Annotated in this window: 16 protein-coding genes; 6 read left to right on the top strand and 10 right to left on the bottom strand. The window is 61.0% G+C overall.

Annotated elements, in window-relative coordinates:
- Window positions 1-13 precede the first annotated feature (13 nt).
- The 3 genes from GGD57_RS21450 to GGD57_RS21460 form a co-directional block, all read right to left on the bottom strand.
- Window positions 14-793 carry an ABC transporter ATP-binding protein gene (locus GGD57_RS21450; protein ID WP_184472285.1) on the bottom strand — a complete coding sequence of 260 codons (780 nt, stop codon included), beginning with the start codon at window positions 791-793 and terminating at the stop codon, window positions 14-16.
- A gap of 134 nt (window positions 794-927) precedes the next feature.
- Window positions 928-2337, bottom strand: coding sequence for an aldehyde dehydrogenase family protein (locus tag GGD57_RS21455; RefSeq protein ID WP_184472286.1), 1410 nt, complete (start codon window positions 2335-2337; stop codon window positions 928-930).
- The gene (locus GGD57_RS21460; RefSeq protein WP_184472287.1) at window positions 2334-3398 is read right to left on the bottom strand and encodes a homoserine dehydrogenase; all 1065 of its coding nucleotides are present in this window, start codon (window positions 3396-3398) and stop codon (window positions 2334-2336) included. Before GGD57_RS21460 ends, GGD57_RS21455 begins: the two co-directional genes overlap by 4 nt.
- A 238-nt stretch (window positions 3399-3636) precedes the next feature.
- On the opposite strand from GGD57_RS21460, the gene GGD57_RS21465 reads away from it, so the two are divergent.
- Window positions 3637-4104 carry an Lrp/AsnC family transcriptional regulator gene (locus GGD57_RS21465; RefSeq protein WP_184472288.1) on the top strand — a complete coding sequence of 156 codons (468 nt, stop codon included), beginning with the start codon at window positions 3637-3639 and terminating at the stop codon, window positions 4102-4104.
- 153 nt (window positions 4105-4257) lie between these two features.
- On the opposite strand, the gene GGD57_RS21470 is transcribed toward GGD57_RS21465, so the two are convergent.
- From GGD57_RS21470 to GGD57_RS21480, 3 genes are all read right to left on the bottom strand, one after another.
- Window positions 4258-5415: a GGDEF domain-containing protein gene (locus GGD57_RS21470; RefSeq protein ID WP_184472289.1), complete on the bottom strand. Its 1158-nt coding sequence runs from the start codon at window positions 5413-5415 to the stop codon at window positions 4258-4260.
- 93 nt (window positions 5416-5508) lie between these two features.
- The gene (locus GGD57_RS21475; RefSeq protein ID WP_184472290.1) at window positions 5509-5682 is read right to left on the bottom strand and encodes a hypothetical protein; all 174 of its coding nucleotides are present in this window, start codon (window positions 5680-5682) and stop codon (window positions 5509-5511) included.
- A gap of 3 nt (window positions 5683-5685) precedes the next feature.
- The gene (locus tag GGD57_RS21480; RefSeq protein ID WP_246713711.1) at window positions 5686-6465 is read right to left on the bottom strand and encodes a GlxA family transcriptional regulator; all 780 of its coding nucleotides are present in this window, start codon (window positions 6463-6465) and stop codon (window positions 5686-5688) included.
- Window positions 6466-6699: 234 nt separating this feature from the next.
- Between GGD57_RS21480 and GGD57_RS21485 the strand changes: the two genes are divergently transcribed.
- Together GGD57_RS21485 and GGD57_RS21490 are read left to right on the top strand one after the other, a co-directional pair.
- Entirely contained in the window at window positions 6700-7695 is a 996-nt protein-coding gene (locus GGD57_RS21485; RefSeq protein WP_184472376.1) for a glycine betaine ABC transporter substrate-binding protein, read from the top strand.
- Between the two features lie 133 nt (window positions 7696-7828).
- Window positions 7829-9871: an FAD-dependent oxidoreductase gene (locus GGD57_RS21490; protein WP_184472292.1), complete on the top strand. Its 2043-nt coding sequence runs from the start codon at window positions 7829-7831 to the stop codon at window positions 9869-9871.
- Window positions 9872-10383: 512 nt separating this feature from the next.
- Here GGD57_RS21490 and GGD57_RS21495 read toward each other — a convergent pair.
- Complete coding sequence (locus GGD57_RS21495; RefSeq protein WP_184472293.1) at window positions 10384-10974, bottom strand: GNAT family N-acetyltransferase; 591 nt, start codon at window positions 10972-10974, stop codon at window positions 10384-10386.
- A 94-nt stretch (window positions 10975-11068) separates the two neighbouring features.
- A complete protein-coding gene (gene odc2 / locus GGD57_RS21500) occupies window positions 11069-12202 on the bottom strand; it encodes an ornithine/lysine decarboxylase (protein WP_184472294.1) in 1134 nt (377 codons plus the stop codon).
- A gap of 530 nt (window positions 12203-12732) precedes the next feature.
- Between odc2 and GGD57_RS21505 the strand changes: the two genes are divergently transcribed.
- From GGD57_RS21505 to GGD57_RS21515, 3 genes are all read left to right on the top strand, one after another.
- Window positions 12733-13626, top strand: coding sequence for a LysR family transcriptional regulator (locus GGD57_RS21505; RefSeq protein WP_184472295.1), 894 nt, complete (start codon window positions 12733-12735; stop codon window positions 13624-13626).
- A gap of 119 nt (window positions 13627-13745) precedes the next feature.
- Window positions 13746-14387: a DUF1007 family protein gene (locus GGD57_RS21510; RefSeq protein ID WP_184472296.1), complete on the top strand. Its 642-nt coding sequence runs from the start codon at window positions 13746-13748 to the stop codon at window positions 14385-14387.
- Window positions 14381-15457, top strand: a complete 1077-nt coding sequence (locus tag GGD57_RS21515; protein WP_184472297.1) for a nickel/cobalt transporter — start codon at window positions 14381-14383, stop codon at window positions 15455-15457. The genes GGD57_RS21510 and GGD57_RS21515 overlap by 7 nt, the downstream gene beginning before the upstream one ends.
- A gap of 1 nt (window position 15458) precedes the next feature.
- Here GGD57_RS21515 and GGD57_RS21520 read toward each other — a convergent pair whose 3' ends face one another.
- Both GGD57_RS21520 and GGD57_RS21525 read right to left on the bottom strand, forming a co-directional pair.
- Window positions 15459-15665, bottom strand: a complete 207-nt coding sequence (locus GGD57_RS21520; RefSeq protein WP_184472298.1) for a hypothetical protein — start codon at window positions 15663-15665, stop codon at window positions 15459-15461.
- The gene (locus GGD57_RS21525; protein WP_184472299.1) at window positions 15662-16357 is read right to left on the bottom strand and encodes a GNAT family N-acetyltransferase; all 696 of its coding nucleotides are present in this window, start codon (window positions 16355-16357) and stop codon (window positions 15662-15664) included. Before GGD57_RS21525 ends, GGD57_RS21520 begins: the two co-directional genes overlap by 4 nt.
- Between the last annotated feature and the right edge of the window lie 40 nt (window positions 16358-16397).

Here is a 16397-nt window from a genome sequence, read left to right on the forward strand (position 1 = left end):
GAAGTGCGCGGCGTCAGTGACGCGACGCGCCGGTAAACTCGCGGCAACGGTCGCTGGACGGATTGCCGAAAATCTGCTCTGGCCTGCCCTCCTCCTCCACCCGGCCCCGGTGGAGGAACATCACGTGGCTGGAAACATCCCGGGCAAATTTCATCTCATGCGTGACGAGCAGCATCGTGCGGCCCTCTTCGGCCAGATCGCGGATGACCTTGAGCACTTCCCCGACAAGCTCCGGATCGAGCGCCGATGTCGGCTCGTCGAACAGCATCACTGAAGGATCGACGCACAAGGCGCGGGCGATGGAGGCACGCTGCTGCTGGCCGCCCGACAGGAAGGCCGGATAGACGTCGCGCTTTTCGTAGAGGCCAACTTTTTGCAGCAGGGCCTCCGCCTTCTCGATCGCCTCCTTGCGGCTTATGCCGAGGACGTGAACAGGCGCCTCGATGACATTCTCCAGCACGGTCATGTGGGCCCAGAGATTGAAGCTCTGGAAGACCATGCCCAGGCCGGTACGAATGCGCTCCACCTGTCGCCAGTTGGCGGGATGGGCACGCCCGTCCCGCTCGGCTTTCATGAGCACTTCCTCGCCATTGATGAAGAAGCGGCCGCGGTCGGGGATCTCCAGAAAATTGATGCAGCGCAGGAACGTGCTCTTTCCGGAGCCGGAGGAGCCGATCAGCGAGATCACGTCCCCCTTTCTCGCCGTCAGGGAAATTCCCTTCAGCACTTCATGGGCACCATAGCTCTTATGCACGTCATCCACGCGCAGCGCGCAGGAAATATCGCTCGTCATTCACCTCGTTCCCCACGTCCTGGCGGCTTGTTTTCCTTGAGCTTATCGCCCAGCTGCGCGGCTCGGCCGCGCAGTTTGCCGCATTTGAAATTTTCGCCTGCACAAGTGGAGGCATTTTGCGGATTCTCTGCATGTCAGGCGCGATTGATGCAGATCACTTTCGGCTGCGTCATATCCTCGTAGGCAAAACGCACGCCCTCACGCCCCATGCTGCCGTGCTTGAAGCCCCCGAAGGGCATAGCGTCGAAGCGATAGTCGGAGGAGTCGTTGATCATGATCCCTCCAGCCTCGATGCCGGCTGCCGCCGCCAACGCGTCGGCGAGATTGTTGGTGAAAATTCCGGCATGCAGGCTGTAGTCGGGTTCGTTCGCCAGGCGGATCGCATCGGCCAGTGTCTCGAAGCGTTCGAGCATGACTACCGGCGCAAAGACTTCCTCCCGCCAGAGCCGGCCGTCATGCGGAACCCTCTCGAGCACCGTCGGACTGTAGATTGCGCGTTTGCGCCGGTGTCCGCAGAGAAGCCGCGCACCGGCACCGATCGCCTCATCGACCGCGGCTTCCGCCCGCTCCGCCGCAGCCTGCGAGATCATCGGCCCCACATCCGTCTCCTCGAAGCGCGGATCGCCGGCGATAAGCCTGCCGGTCCTAGCCACGAAAGCATCACGAAAGCGCTCATAACAGGCGGCCTGGACGAGGATGCGCTGTGTGCCAATGCAGTTCTGGCCGGCCGCCCAGTAGGCGCCGGAGACACAGGCCTCCACCGCCTTGCCGATATCGCAGTCTGCCATCACGATGACCGGGGCGTTGCCGCCGAGATCCATGGCAAGCTTCTTCAGGCCGGCGGATCGGGAAATCGCCTCCCCGGCCGCAAACCCGCCGGTGAACGACACCATCCGGACGTCTCTGGCCGAAACGATCGCACGCCCAAGCTCCGCACCACCGATTGCAACGGTGACGATCGCTTCCGGCAGACCTGCCTCGATTAACGTCTCGACCAGCTTGAGGGCCGAAGACGGTGCAAGCTCGGAAGGCTTCAGCAGGACCGCATTGCCACCGGCAATAGCGGGGCCAAGCTTGTGCGCGACGAGGTTCAGCGGATCATTGTAAGGGGTGATCGCGGCAATGATACCAAGCGGTTCGCGCGTAAACCAACCCTGGCGCGCCTCCGAGCCAGCATAGGCGTCGAACGGAACAATCTCCCCGGCATTGCGCCTGGCCTCCTCCGCGGAGAGCTTCAGCGTGTTGACGCAGCGCAACGTCTCCTTGCGTGCCTGCACGATCGTCTTGCCCGCCTCGCGGACGATGGTGCGGGCAAAGTCCTCGCTTCGTTCATCGACGAGCCTTGCAGTGTTTTCCAGAATGGCCGCTCTGTGGTGGCGGGGCAGCGCGCGCGATCGCAAAGCTCCCTGTCTGGCGCGGATAAGAAGCGCATCGACATCGTTGGGATTGCTCACCGCAACGCGTCCGGCCAGCGAACCGTCATAGGGGTTGAGCACGTCGATCTCTTCTACATGCTGAACGATCAGGGGCTTTGCTGCGGTCATTCTGCGGCTTCCTTCGTCGTGCGGGCCGGAGCGGCACGGTGGATGGCGACGATGTCAGAGAGAAGCGCATAGGCCGTCTCGACCCGCCCGGCACCCGGGCCGGTGACCGTCACGGCGCCGAGCATGTCGGTCGTGAAGGAAATAGCATTGATGACGCCGCTTACTCCCGCAAGCGGATGGTCGAGGGTGAGGCGGCGAGGCGCCACGGAGGCTTCGATTTGGCCGTTCGCATTGCGGACGGCCGAGCCGATCAGTTTCCAGCGGCAGCCGCTCTCGGCAGCGGCCTCGATATCGGACACGGTAAGCGACGAGATTCCCTTGCAGGACACATCGGTCGGCTTGAGCGTGCCGCCCAGCAGTTCTTTCGCCAGGATGACCACCTTGAGCCGCACATCGTGACCTTCGACATCCGCAGTCGGATCAGCCTCGGCATAGCCCAGCGCCTGTGCCTCGCTCACGGCTTCGGAAAAGCCGAGCCCCGTCTCCATACGACCCAGAACGAAATTCGAAGTGCCGTTGAGGATGCCCTCGAAGCCAGTGAGACCCGCGCCGGCAAGTGTGGTCTTCGCCATGCGGATGACCGGTGTCCCGCTCATCACCGCTCCTTCGTATTCGAAGGCGACAGAATGGCGGCGCGCAAGCATTTTCAGCTCGCCCGCAGCAAGGGCAACCGGGCCTTTGTTCGTGGTCACGACATGCTTGCCGCTTTCCAGCGCCCAACGACAATGGGAAACGGCTGGTTCGCCATTGTGGGGATTGGTAAACGTGGCTTCTGCAACGATATCGGCGGGCGCATGCCTGATGACCTTCTCATTGTCCGCCTCTGCCGATCCGCCGGACAGCCTGGCAAAACCGCCCCTTTCGAACTTCGTCTCGACGAGCATGCGCGCATCGATACCATTCGCCGAAACGACGGAGCCGAGATTGAGGTCGGTGACGGCGACGATATTGAGCCGAAAGCCAACCTCCGCCTGCCATTGCTCGTTCCGCTCGGCAACGAGCTGGGCAAGGGCGCGGTTGACTCCGCCGAATCCGATAAGCGCGATATTGTATTGTACCATGTCGGTTCCTCATGAGCGATAAGAACAACATGAGGGCGCAAAGAGTCAGTCGGAAGCTTGCGAAATGGCCAAAGGATTGGACGTTCTGCTACGCGTTCGCGACAAATGCGCAGAATCCCCGCAAAACCATGGGATTGGGAGGCAGCTAGGCGCAGATCACCTAGATTCTGCGGCCATACCGCGCAGACTGTGCATATTCTGCATATTGGACACAGAAGTGACGGGCAGGAATCGGATAATGGAACCAATTGACCACTTCGACCGTAGTATTCTCGGCCTCGTCCAGGTTGACTGCCAGATGAAAGCGGAGGCCATCGGCGACCTCGTCGGTCTCTCGGCTTCGGCCGTCCAGCGGCGTCTGAAGCGAATGCGCGATTGCGGCATCATCACAGCCGAGATTGCGCTCGTCGACCGCAAGGCGGCCGGCAACCCCATGACCTTCATCGCAGGCATGGAGATCGAACGCGAGAACTACGACGCCCTCTCCAAGTTCCGGCTCTGGCTGGCCAAGCAGGAGCATATCCAGCAAGTCTATTACGTTACCGGCTCGGTCGACCTGGTCGCGATCATCACAGCGCGTGACGTAGAGCAGTATGACGAGATCACCGCCAACCTGATGTTGGAAAATCCGCAGATCAAACGCATTCATACCAATGTCGTTCTGAAAGACATCAAACTCGGCATGTTCATGCCAATTTCGGAGTGAACTGAGAAACCCTCTTGCCTGGCTGTTTTCTTACTGCATCAGATAGCTGCATCTGGGCGGTTGAAAGGACTCGAACCGGAGGCGGACGCTTCCGTCCGTCAAGCGGTCAATTGCGCCGCATGATCGTTCCGAGATGGGGAGCTCACCCCGTCTCTAGGCAGCCTGCTGGTTTTCGCCGAAGGCTTCGACCCGGTCGCGGCCTTCGCGCTTCGAACGATAGAGCGCCTCATCCGCCTTCTGCATCAGCCGTTCAAAATCCCCGTCGTTTTCCTCGCGCGCGGCAACGCCGATGCTGAGCGTCGGAAAGACAGCCAGATCCGGCCGCTGCGTGACGGCGGCGGCAAAGGTGAGGCGGATGCGCTCGGCAATCAGCACTGCATCGTCGCGAGAGATATTTTTCAGCACCGCCAGAAACTCGTCTCCGCCTTGACGGGCGAGCAGATCGCCGGAGCGCATGGTACCTCTCGCAACACTGGCGAAAAGCCGCAGCATATCGTCGCCGGCGGCGTGGCCGTGCCGGTCGTTCAGCTGCTTGAAATGGTCGATATCGATGATCAGCAGCGATATCGGCTGGGAGCCAAGAGCAGGCAGATGCTCGGCAAGGCCGCCTCGGTTGAGCGCGCCGGTCAGCGGATCGTGATGAGCGAGTTCGGTCAGCTGATTTCGGCTGCGCTCGGCGGCCATCAGCACCATGGCCATGCTGCGGAGCATGATGAAGGCAACCGCCGATACCGCCATCCAGCTATGGACCACACTGCCGCCGAAAGGATCCGGCCCGCCAATCTCGCCGGTCGCCGCAAGAATGCTGCGAACCGCAAAGATCATGGCGGTGCAGACATAGAGACCGACAAGCAGGGCTGCCGAATACAGCTTCTCGCGCCGGACAATGCTGACTGCTTCCCGTGCGACCGCAAGATCGGACAGGCAGCAGATGACGGAGACGTAGAGGAGCCGGGCCGATACTGCCGCGGGGTTGCTGACGATAAGCACGACTGGCACGCTGACGAGAAAGATGGCAAGCCAGAAAATGCGCTGGTCGAGCGCCCGTCCCGAAAAGACGCGCACGGCAAAGAACATCAGCATGTAACCCGCAATGGTCAACACATTGCCGCCATCGATCGAGACGGAGTAGGGAACGAGATTGCGCAGCGCGACGAGGAACGACCCGACGCCGACAAGCAGATTGCTCACGCCCCACCATAGCGGCCACCTTTCGAAGCGGCCGGTCGCATAGGCTGCAAGCTGGAGCACGCCCAGCACGAAACAACTCACGGCAACAATGAAATAGATTGTCCTGAGATCCAGCAGCATGACGCTTTCCCGAGGTTCTGGCTGGGAACCTACAGCAAGCATTTTGCAGTTTGATTGGAGGCTTTGTTAAAAGTTTCACGATCACAGGATTTTTCAAGCGGCCCGCACCATGCCGATGATGCCCAGCTTCATCGAACTGGCCTCCCCGCCGACGGACGCTGGTTCCGCCGCCACGGCATTCGACAACGTACCTATTCCCTTGGATCGACAGGCGTCGTCATCCGGGTCGATGCCCTTGTTATCGGCGAAACGGATGTCTTCGTGCATGCATCAGCGCACTCCCAGTTCGCGATGCGACCTGCGGAGTTTTGCAGGCGTAACGTGATAGGTGCGCCTGAACCAGTTCACCAGATGGGCGCAATCCGTGAAGCCGCATTCATAGGCGATCTGGGCGATAGACCGATCGCTGTTAAGCACCATCCACTTCGCGGCCTTCAGGCGAATCTGCCGCCAATATTCGCCGGGAGCGACCTGCAGATGCCTCTGGAAAAGCCGGGAAAGCTCTCGTTCCGATGTGCCGACGCTGGCGGCGATGTCGGCGAGAGAACACAGCTCGTACATTTTCTGCCGCATCAGTCCTATCGCATTCGCCACACGGCGGTCCCCGCATTTCATGCCGAGATCGGACTCTTCGATCGCGTCTTGTCTGTCGAAACCATGATCACCGAGAAGGTAGTGAAACGCCTTATGCGCCCGGGACTCCCCGCACGCATTAGACACCAGATACATTGCGAGCTTTATCGACGCCAAACCGCCCGGACAGGTTATGACATTTCCGTCAACCACGACCGGCCGGTCGGTGACCGGCGTGATATCCGGGAAAGTCTGGCGCAACAGCCCCGCCAGCGTGAAATGGACTGCGCATCTCTTTCCCGCAAGCAGGCCCGCCTCGGCCAGCACGAAACTTCCTGAACAGTTGCCGGCGACCGGCACACCTTTGCGAACGGCCGCCGCTATGAAATCGTAGAGTTCCGGCGGGATCCCACCAGCGAGCCGAAGAAAGTCGGTGAAGCAGGCAAGCGGCATCAGCGTGAAGTTCGGCGTCGCCAAGATCCCTACCCGCAGTGGAGCGGTTATGTCGGGCGGCGGTTTGCTTGGCCCCAGTTGGGAGTAGTCGCGCTGCAAACGAAGGTCCTCCGGGCCATGGAAATTGTCCTAAACGTACAATACTGCGACGACCAAGACAAATACCATCGATTTGCGTGGAAGGATGGGGCGCAGAGGCTCGAAAACCGGTGCTCCCGTCCACCAGGCAGGCCCATGAAAAGCAAAAAGGGGAACATGATGAAGAATCTTCTCGCAGTCTCGACGGTCGCGCTGATCGCTGGCATCGCATCCAACGCCAGCGCCGCTTGCGGCACCGTCAGCGTCGCCAACATGAACTGGCAAAGCGGCGAACTTCTCGCCCATGTCGATAAGTTCATCCTCGAGCATGGCTTCGGCTGTCAGGTGGAGTTCGTGCCCGGCGACACGGTACCGACAATCACCTCGATGGTGGAAAAGGGGCAGCCCGACATCGCCGGCGAGGCCTGGGTCGATCTTGTCCCGGAAATCGTCAAGCGCGGCGTCGATGAACACAGAATTGTAAATATCGGACCAGCTTTATCCGACGGCGGCATTCAAGGCTGGTATATACCGAAATTCATCGTCGACGCTCATCCCGAGATCAAGACGGTCGATGATGCGTTCGCCCATCCGGAGCTTTTCCCGGCGCCTGAGAACACATCGAAGGGAGCTGTGTTCAATGGGCCGACAGGATCGGGCGGCTCGGTCGTCAGCGCTCAGCTTTTCAAAGCCTATGGCGGCGAAGCCAAGGGCTTCGAGCTCGTCGATCCCGGAACCCAGGCCGGTCTAGACGGCGCCATGGCGCGGGCTTACGAGCACAAGGAGGGCTGGATGGGCTATTACTGGTCACCGACCGCCCTTCTCGGAAAATATTCCATGGTCCGCTTGCAAGCCGGTGTCCCGCACGATGCCACGGAATGGAAGCGCTGCAATACCGCTTCCGACTGTCTCGATCCCAAAAAGAACGAGTGGCCGAAAGACCATGTCGTGACCCTCGTTTCACAGAAACTGGCGGAAAGCGGAAATGCCGGCGTTGTCGACTACCTTCGCAAGAGGTCATGGGACAATCAGACCGTGAGTTCGGTCATGTCGTGGATGACCGACACGCAAGCGGGCGGCGAAGACGGCGCGGTGCACTTTTTCAAGGAGCATCCAGAAATCTGGAAGTCGTGGCTCAGCGCCGACGTGGCGGAGAAAATCACGGCCGCTCTCTGAGTTCTCATGCAGGTCGCCTGGAAGCGTGCAGCGGTTCCGGGCGACAAGCATACAACAAAGAGCCAAAGCGCGCGCGGTTCGGTTGGGCCGCACATTCGTACCCGCAAGCCGTGGAACCGACACAGGATTCAAGATGACAATCTCCTTTCCGAAGACCTTCTCCGAAATCACCCTTGCGGGCCATACGCTGCGCAACAGGATCGTATTCGGCGCTCACACGGCAAACATGTCCGTGAACGGACTGCCGAGCGATCAGACGATTGCCTATTACGTCGAGCGGGCGATCGGGGGGGCGGCGATGATCGTTGTCGAGCCGATGCCTGTCCACCCGGCCACCGTGCTGACGCGCGGCAACTTCCGGACCTCGGACGACTCCGTCATCCCGGCGTTCCGGACGTTAACCGATAGCGTGAAGCAGCATGGGGCGGTCATCGTCCAGCAACTCTATCATGTCGGAAGCCATGGCGACTCCGACCTTTCCTTTCACCCGCATTGGTCGCCTTCGGGAGGACCGAGCTACCACGACAGCGACGGCTCGCACGCAATGACCGAGGGCGAAATCGAGGAAACCATCGACGCCTTCGTCAAGGCAGCGCTGCGTTGTCAGGCGGCTGGTTTTGACGGCGTCGAGGTTTGGGCCGCTTACGGAGGTCTTCTCGACCAGTTCTGGACGCCATTCTATAACCACCGCGAAGATCGTTGGGGTGGCAGTATCGAAAACAGAACACGGTTCTCGCGGGAAATCCTCAGCCGTATCCGACACGCCTGTGGTCCGGGCTTCATCGTCGGGCTGACCGTCAGCGACGAGCCGGGCTGTCCGACGGCCTTGAATCGCGACCAATTGACCGAGATCGTTGCCGGCTTGGACGAAGAGCGGCTGATCGATTACGTGACCTGTGGCTCTGGCGGCTACTTCGACTATGGCAGCCTCATGCCGACCTTTCTTTATCCGGAGAGATTGGGTGTCGAGCTGTCGGCGCGCCTGAAGCAGGTCGTGAGCCATGCCCTGGTCACGGCGGAAAGCCATATTCGAACACCCGAAAACGCCGAGATCACGCTCGGCGAGGGGGCAGCGGATCTGATTTCCATCGTCCGCGGCCAGATCGCCGACCCGCACCTTGCCAACAAGGCGCGCTTGGGCACGCCCGAAGACATCAGGGGCTGTCTGTCCTGCAACCAGATGTGCTGGGGCCGTCGCTCCCGCGACTATTGGATCAGCTGCCTGATCAACCCGTCGGTCGGGCGCGAGGCGGAATGGGGAGGCGATCAGTTCGAACCTGTCGATAACCCTCAGTTCGTATTGGTCGTCGGCGGCGGACCGGCCGGATTGGAAGCAGCGCGTGTCGCCGCCGAAAGGGGTCATCGGGTTGTGCTTGCGGAAGCATCGGATCGGCTGGGGGGCGCTTTCCGCCTTGCAGGCGAGCAGCCGCGGCGGGCGCAGATACTGGACCTCATTCGCTGGTACGAAATTCGCTTCGAAAAACTCGGCGTCGAGGTTCGCTTCAACAGCGATATCGAGGGGAGCGACGTCGCTGACATCAGCGCCGACGTGGTGATCCTGGCGACCGGATCGCTGCCGCGGGAAACCGGCTTTCAGAAGGCCATGCCCAATCGTCCTTCGCTCGACGGGATCGAGCGAGGCAACATTTTCTCCGCCGAAAGCGTCATGGCCCGTCAGGCGAGGCTCGGCAAACGTGTCGTCGTGGCAGACGAAACCGGCGGATGGAAGGGTTGCGGCACGGCTTGGAAGCTCGCCGAGCAAGGGCACGAGGTCGTACTCGTGACACCCGACGCGCTCGTCGGAAAGGAACTGCAGCGCACCTCCGCCGACGTTCCCCTGCGCCGGACGCTCAGCATGCTCGGCGTTCAATTCCGAACCGAGACCAGCATAGAGAGCTGGCAAGGAAACGCCGCCATCCTCATCTCCCATTTGACGGGAAAACGCGAGACGATCGAGGCGGATACCCTTGTCTTCTCCACGACCAACGTTGCAGCGAACTGGCTCGCTTTGGAACTGGCCGAACTCGGCATCCCGTTTGTCGAAATCGGTGACGGTGTGGCGCCAAGGCAGGCTCCCTACGCGTTCTATGAGGGGCGGCGTGCGGGAATGGCGATCAGGGCGCAAAAGGCGCACGAAGCGCCGACGCAGCGAAAGTTAGGGTGGCATAGCCCGTGAAGATCACTAGCCAACCTAGGCTGGCTTGCGTGAACACTGGAGTCCTGATCCCGATCCAACCGCTGCAACTTTAGAGCGGCGATACGCGAGCTCGCGAACCGGGCAATCGATCGGCTGGGGTCTCCGCGACGCTCCCGTCAAAACCCGGAATTGTCACGCGTTGCGATATCGACGTCGGCAAGGCAAAATCCCGATCATCGTAGACTTTTCGCCAGTGCGGATCGAGCGGACGTGGACGCAATGTCCACGCGAAAGATTCAAACTGGCAGAGATGGGGAGGAAATTTGAAGGCGCGGCGAAAGCGCGCGGTGCCGCAGGCCGACAAGGGCTGCGACGCGGATATTCCAGTTAAATCAAACCTACGGCTGGATGCACGGCAACGCAAAACCATTTCAGCAGCCGGCTGAAGCGCGCCGCATCAGGTCTGATTCGTGCGAGGCGCTTCAGCTCTTTGGTTCGTGGATGTCGTTGTCGCGGAACCGCTGCGCGCTTCCGGGCGACACACCTTGGCTTCAGGCGGCACGGCGAACCGGTGCGCTGGCCAGCATGCGTCCCGAAGGCACGATCATGCCGGCCGCGCCGTCAAGCCAGCCTTCCGTGAGTTCGAGCGCAAGAAAGCGCGAGCGTTCGAACGGGCCTGGCATGACGAGATGGCGAGCCTTCTCGGCAAAAAAGCCGAAACGCTCGTAATAGGCGGCATCGCCGACCAGCAGGACGGCGCCGTGCCCGCGCTTCTTCGCTTCGAGGATCGCCGCGCGCATCAGCGCCGAACCGACGCCCTTGCCACCGCAATGCGGCGCAACGGCGAGCGGCCCGAGCAGCAACGCATTGATCGGCGTGCCTTCGTCGTTGACGCCGGCCTCGATGTTCCAGAGCCGCACCGAGCCGATGAGATGGCCGTCGCGATCGCGTGCGACCAGCGCAAGGCCCTCGGCCGGAACACGGTTGCGGCGGATCTTCTCCGACGACTTCTTGCGGCGGCCCGAACCCATGACGCGGTCGAGCAGGTTTTCGCGGGCAACGACATCCGAAGGATTTTCGGCGTCGATGGTGAAGGTGGTGGGCGCAAAGAATGCGCGGACAGAATCAAGAACAGCGGCCATCTTGGCCTCCCGTACCCAATACCGTTATCAGCGGCGATGAAGGAAATTGTGAAATTGCCGCCCCGGCGGTTACGGGGCTAGCAGAAACAAGACCTTAGATGACGTAGGCCTTCAGCGGCTCGAAGCCGTTGAAGGCGACCGCCGAATAGGTCGTCGTATAGGCACCAGTGCCTTCGATCAGAACCTCGTCGCCGATCGTCAGAGACAGCGGCAGCGGATAGAGGTTCTTTTCATAGAGCACGTCAGCCGAGTCGCAGGTCGGGCCGGCGATCACGCAAGGTTCCATCTCGTCGCCGTCACGCTCGGTGCGGATCGGGTAACGGATGGCCTCGTCCATGGTTTCGGCGAGACCACCGAACTTGCCGATGTCGAGGAAGACCCAGCGCGCATCGTCATTGTCCGACTTCTTCGAGATCAGCACGACCTCGGCCTTGATGACGCCGGCATTGCCGACCATGCCGCGGCCCGGCTCGATGATCGTCTGCGGGATCTGGTTGCCGAAATGCGTGCGCAGCGCCTGGTAGATCGACTTTCCGTAAGCTTCTGCCGACGGAACGTCGCGCAGGTACTTGGTCGGGAAGCCGCCGCCCATGTTGACCATCTGCAGATGGATGCCCTGCTTGGCAAGCGATACGAACACGCGCTTGGCATCGGCGAGCGCCGAATCCCAGGCATCGACCTTGGTCATCTGCGAACCGACGTGGAACGATACGCCGTAGGACTGCAGGCCGAGCTGGTGAGCGTAGACGAGAACGTCGACGGCCATCTGCGGGACGCAGCCGAACTTGCGCGACAGCGGCCATTCGGCGCCTTCGCCATCGGTCAGCACCCGGCAGAAGACACGGGCGCCGGGAGCGGCGCGCGAGATCTTCTCGACTTCCTCGTGGCTGTCGACCGCAAAGAGGCTGACGCCGAGCGCATGCGCGCGGGCGACGTCGCGCTCCTTCTTGATCGTGTTGCCGAAGGAGATGCGGGCGGCGGTCGCACCGGCTTCAAGCGCCATTTCGATTTCGGCAACGGATGCGCAATCGAAATTGGAGCCGAGGCCTGCGAGCAGCTTCAGCACTTCCGGAGCCGGGTTGGCCTTGACGGCGTAGTAGATGGCGCTGTCCGGCATGGCGTGACGGAAGGCATGGAAATTGTCTCTGACGACGTCGAGGTCAACCACGAGGCAGGGACCGTCGGGACGTCGGGTTGCGAGAAAATCGCGGATGCGCTGGGTGGTCATATCAGTTCCCTCTTCCAGTTCCAGAGCTCCGGCATGAACCGGAGGACAAAGGGCATACGAGAACTCGCCTTGGAACCAGCCGGTGGAGACCCCGGAACCATAGCAAGCGCTCGATGCGCGGATAGTGAACCAACGCCGCGGACGCGGTGTAAGTTCGGCTTTGTCTGCCATGGATTGGAGGGAGAATCCCAACCGCACTTCCGGCAATGATGGTGTGCCTCTTCAGTAACCCCCGCTGATGGAAAGCAGGGAGAGAACAAAAAGGCCCGCACCGTCGTTGCTTCAGGCGTCCTCGCATTTTCCGGTTGGCCGGAATAGCGACTGGAGGGGTTAATTCCAGGTACCTTACCGATTTCCTCACCAATTCGAGGGTTCGGCGGACACCCATGGGCACGTGCGACTTTGGGCTGAGTGGGAAATAAGAATATTCGCCTTCATAATCAAGCGTTTTTTTGATCTTGGGGTTAAAAAAATAATTGAACAAAACAGGCCGATTTGTTCAACATTCACAAACAGCTTCGGGAAAAGTCATGGACACTTTGACACGCATACGCGCCTTCATCGATGTTGTCGAGGCCGAGGGCTTTTCCGCCGCGGCGCGGCGCACCGGCCGCTCGAAAGCGTTGCTCTCCAAATATGTGCGCGAGCTGGAGGATGAGCTCGGCGCCCTACTGCTCAACCGCACCACCCGGCAGTTCTCGATGACCGAGGCCGGCCATACCTATTACCGCAGCGCCTCCGATATTCTCAAGGAAATCGACAACCTTGCCGATCTCGTGCGCGAGAACAATGCACAGTTGAAGGGACGGCTGCGTATTTCCGTGCCCCGCACCTTCGTCGATGCGGATGTCGGCCAGTCGCTGATCGATTTCGCCCGGGAGAACCCGGATCTTTCCCTGGAAATCGCCGCCGACGACCGCTTCGTCGATCTGATCGAGGAAGGCTTCGACGTGGCGATCCGCGTCACCAAGCTCGAGGATTCCGGCATGATCGCCCGCAAGATCTCGGATTTCCGCGTCCATCTCTGCGCCACTCCGGAATTTCTCGAACGCCATCCCGATCTTGAGCACCCCAGCGACATTTCCAATGTCCCCTTCGTCGTCGATACCAATGCGCGCACCCAGGCGAGCATCCGCTTTCACAATCCCGACAACACCTCATTCGCTGTCGCCGTCAGCGGACCGATGGAGGTGAATAGTCCGCATGCGACATTGCGCGCAGCGCTCGCCGGCATCGGCATCGCCCTCATCCCGGATTTCATCGCCCGCAAGCCGATCGAGAGCGGCGAGCTGGTGACACTGTTCAATGATTACCTGCCGACCGACCGCGGCATTTATGCCGTCTATCCGCACCGGCGCTATCTGCCGGCCAAGGTAAGGATCTTCGTCGACTACCTGCACAACTGGTTCAAAAAACATCCCTGATCATAGCCTTGCGCCGAGATGCGACATCCCGTCCCACGCCTGTCACCACTAAACCCGGTCCCAATTCCGTCCCAATTTCTGGCAAGAAGTCGTGGTCACCGAATAGGGCAGCGGAATAAATGAGATATTCGACGATACTGATGGCCGCGCTCCTTTCGCTGGCGCCGGCCGCCGCCTTTGCCCATCCGCACATCTTCGTGGAGGCGCGTCTCGAGGTCGTGGCCGACAAGGACGGCAACGTCGAGGAATTGCGCAACGTCTGGCGCTTCGACGAGGTCTTCTCCTCCTCGGTCGTCATGGATTTCGACAAGAACACCGACCTCAAGCTGGAACCGAACGAGCTCGCGGAAGTCGGAAAAACCGTGAAGCAGTCGCTTGCCGAATACGATTACTACATGAACCTGACGATCAACGGGAAGAACGTCACCGTCCAGAAGCCCGACATCATCCATGTCGACTACAAGGACGGCCAGCTGCTGATGTTCTTCGCGGTCAAACCGGCAGAGAAGATGCCGCTGAAAGGCCGGCTCACCTTCGGCGTCTACGACCCGTCGCTCTATACTTCGATCGATTTCCCGACAGACAACGAGTTGGCGACGGTCGGCGACGGCTTCAAGGCCTGCAAACACCAAGTGGTGCGGCCGGATGCGGACGAAGTGATCTCGCAGAACAAGCAGTCGCTGACGGACGCCTTCTTCAATGATCCCACCGGCACCAACATGTCTAAACTCTTCGCCACCCGGCTGGAGGTAACATGCTGACAAAACGCCTGCCCCTTAGCTTTTCCGCTGCGGTCCTTGCGCTCCTGGCGGCGGCAAGCCTTGCCCATGCGCAATCGCCGCTCGGTATCGGCACGGCGGAGCCGAGCTTCCAGCCGACCGGCGGGCCGCTCGCACCGCTCTTGCTCTATGTGAATTATGAGCAGCAGGCATTCTACCGGGCGCTGACGGGCGCGTTGAAGGCGATGCGCCAGGACCCATGGCAGCTGGCATCGCTGATCGGCCTCTCCTTCGCCTACGGCGTCTTCCATGCCGCAGGCCCCGGCCACGGCAAGGCGGTCATCTCCTCCTATATGATCGCCAACGAGATCGAACTGAAGCGCGGCGTGGTGATTTCCTTCATTTCGGCCTTCGTCCAGGGCGTGGTGGCGGTGGCGCTGGTCGGCGGCGCCTGGCTGGTGCTGCGCGGCACCGGCATCACGCTGACGGCGGCGACCCATGCAATGGAGATCGCAAGCTTCGTCATGGTCATCCTCTTCGGCGGCTGGCTGCTGTTTCGCAAACTGCGCTCGATGGTGGGCAGCATGCCGCGCCGCCGGCTGATGGCCACATCTGCCGGTCCGGTCAGCATGATGCTCGACTGGAAGGATAATGCCGCCGAACGCCAGACCTATGTTTTCAACGGCAAGGCACAGGCCGTCGAAGCCGGCCATACCTTCGTTCCCGGCATGGCCTGCGAAACCTGCGGCAATGCCCATGTGCCGGATCCCGCCCTGCTCGCCGGCGACAAGTTCAGCGCCCGCGAGGCCTGGTCGGCGATCGTTGCCGTCGGCCTTCGCCCCTGCTCCGGCGCTTTGCTGGTTATGACCTTCTCACTGCTAAACGGGCTCTATCTCGGCGGCGTGCTTTCGGTCGCCGCCATGTCGCTCGGTACGGCGATTACCGTTTCGCTGCTGGCCACCCTTGCCGTCACCGCCAAGAGTGCCGCCGTCCGCCTTTCCGGGCGCGGCTCGACCGCCTCGGTCTGGATCGGCAACACCATCGAAATCCTCGGCGCTTTGCTCGTCATCCTGATGGGCGCCCTGCTGCTCGGGGCCTCGCTGCAGGGATAGCTTATTTTCCTTTGCTGCGCTGGTAGCGCGCCCGCAGCCAGAAAACTGCGAAAAATGCCATGATCAGGCAGACGCCGACGACGATCGCCAGCGTCGGCGAGAAATTGCCGATCCACAGAACGATGGTCGGCAGAAAATAAAGGACGAGGCCGGCGCCGAGCAGGATGATGGCGGCGGCAGTGGCCTGCGAGCGGCTTTCGGGGCTCATACGAGCCTTTCCTTTTCGAGATCGGCGCGGATATCCTGCAGGCGGCGGATCTGGTTGCCGGCGGCGTCGAAATTCTCAGGCAAAAGCCAGGCTTCGAAGGCCTCGTTGATCAGCGGCCATTCGGCATCGATCATCGAGAACCAGGCGGTATCGCGGTTGCGGTGCTTGGAAATCATGTGCTGGCGGAAAACGCCTTCGAAGCTGAAGCCATAACGGGTGGCCGTCGTCTTGCTCGCCTCGTTCTTATTGTCGCATTTCCATTCGTAACGGCGGTAGCCGAGATCCTCGAAAACGTGCTTGGCCATCAGGTAATGTGCCTCGGTGGAAAGCGGCGAACGCTTCATCTCGGGCCCGTGCGCCACCCCGCCGATCTCGACCACGCCGTTTGCCGGGTCGGCACGCATATAATTCGCCATGCCGACAATCTTGCCGGTAGCATTGTCGCGGAAGAGATGGGTGAGCCAGCCGGACTTGGTGTGAACGGTTTCCAGCCAGTTGGCGAAATCCTCGATCCCGGAAAAATCGTCCTGCGCGAAATAGAGAAGCAGCGGGTTGATGCCCATGCCGCCAAGCCCGTTCCACAGCGCCTCGAGATGCTCGCCGCGCCGATAGGGTTCGACGGTGACGAAACGGCCCTTCAGCGTGACCGGCTTCGGCGCCGGGCAGCCTTTGAAATTTGCAAGATCGCGCATGTTCACTCCCCTTGTCCAGGAGTGGATAGGCCAGCCGCCC

It is taken from the genome of Rhizobium esperanzae, from assembly GCF_014197615.1.
Classification (GTDB): domain Bacteria; phylum Pseudomonadota; class Alphaproteobacteria; order Rhizobiales; family Rhizobiaceae; genus Rhizobium; species Rhizobium esperanzae_A.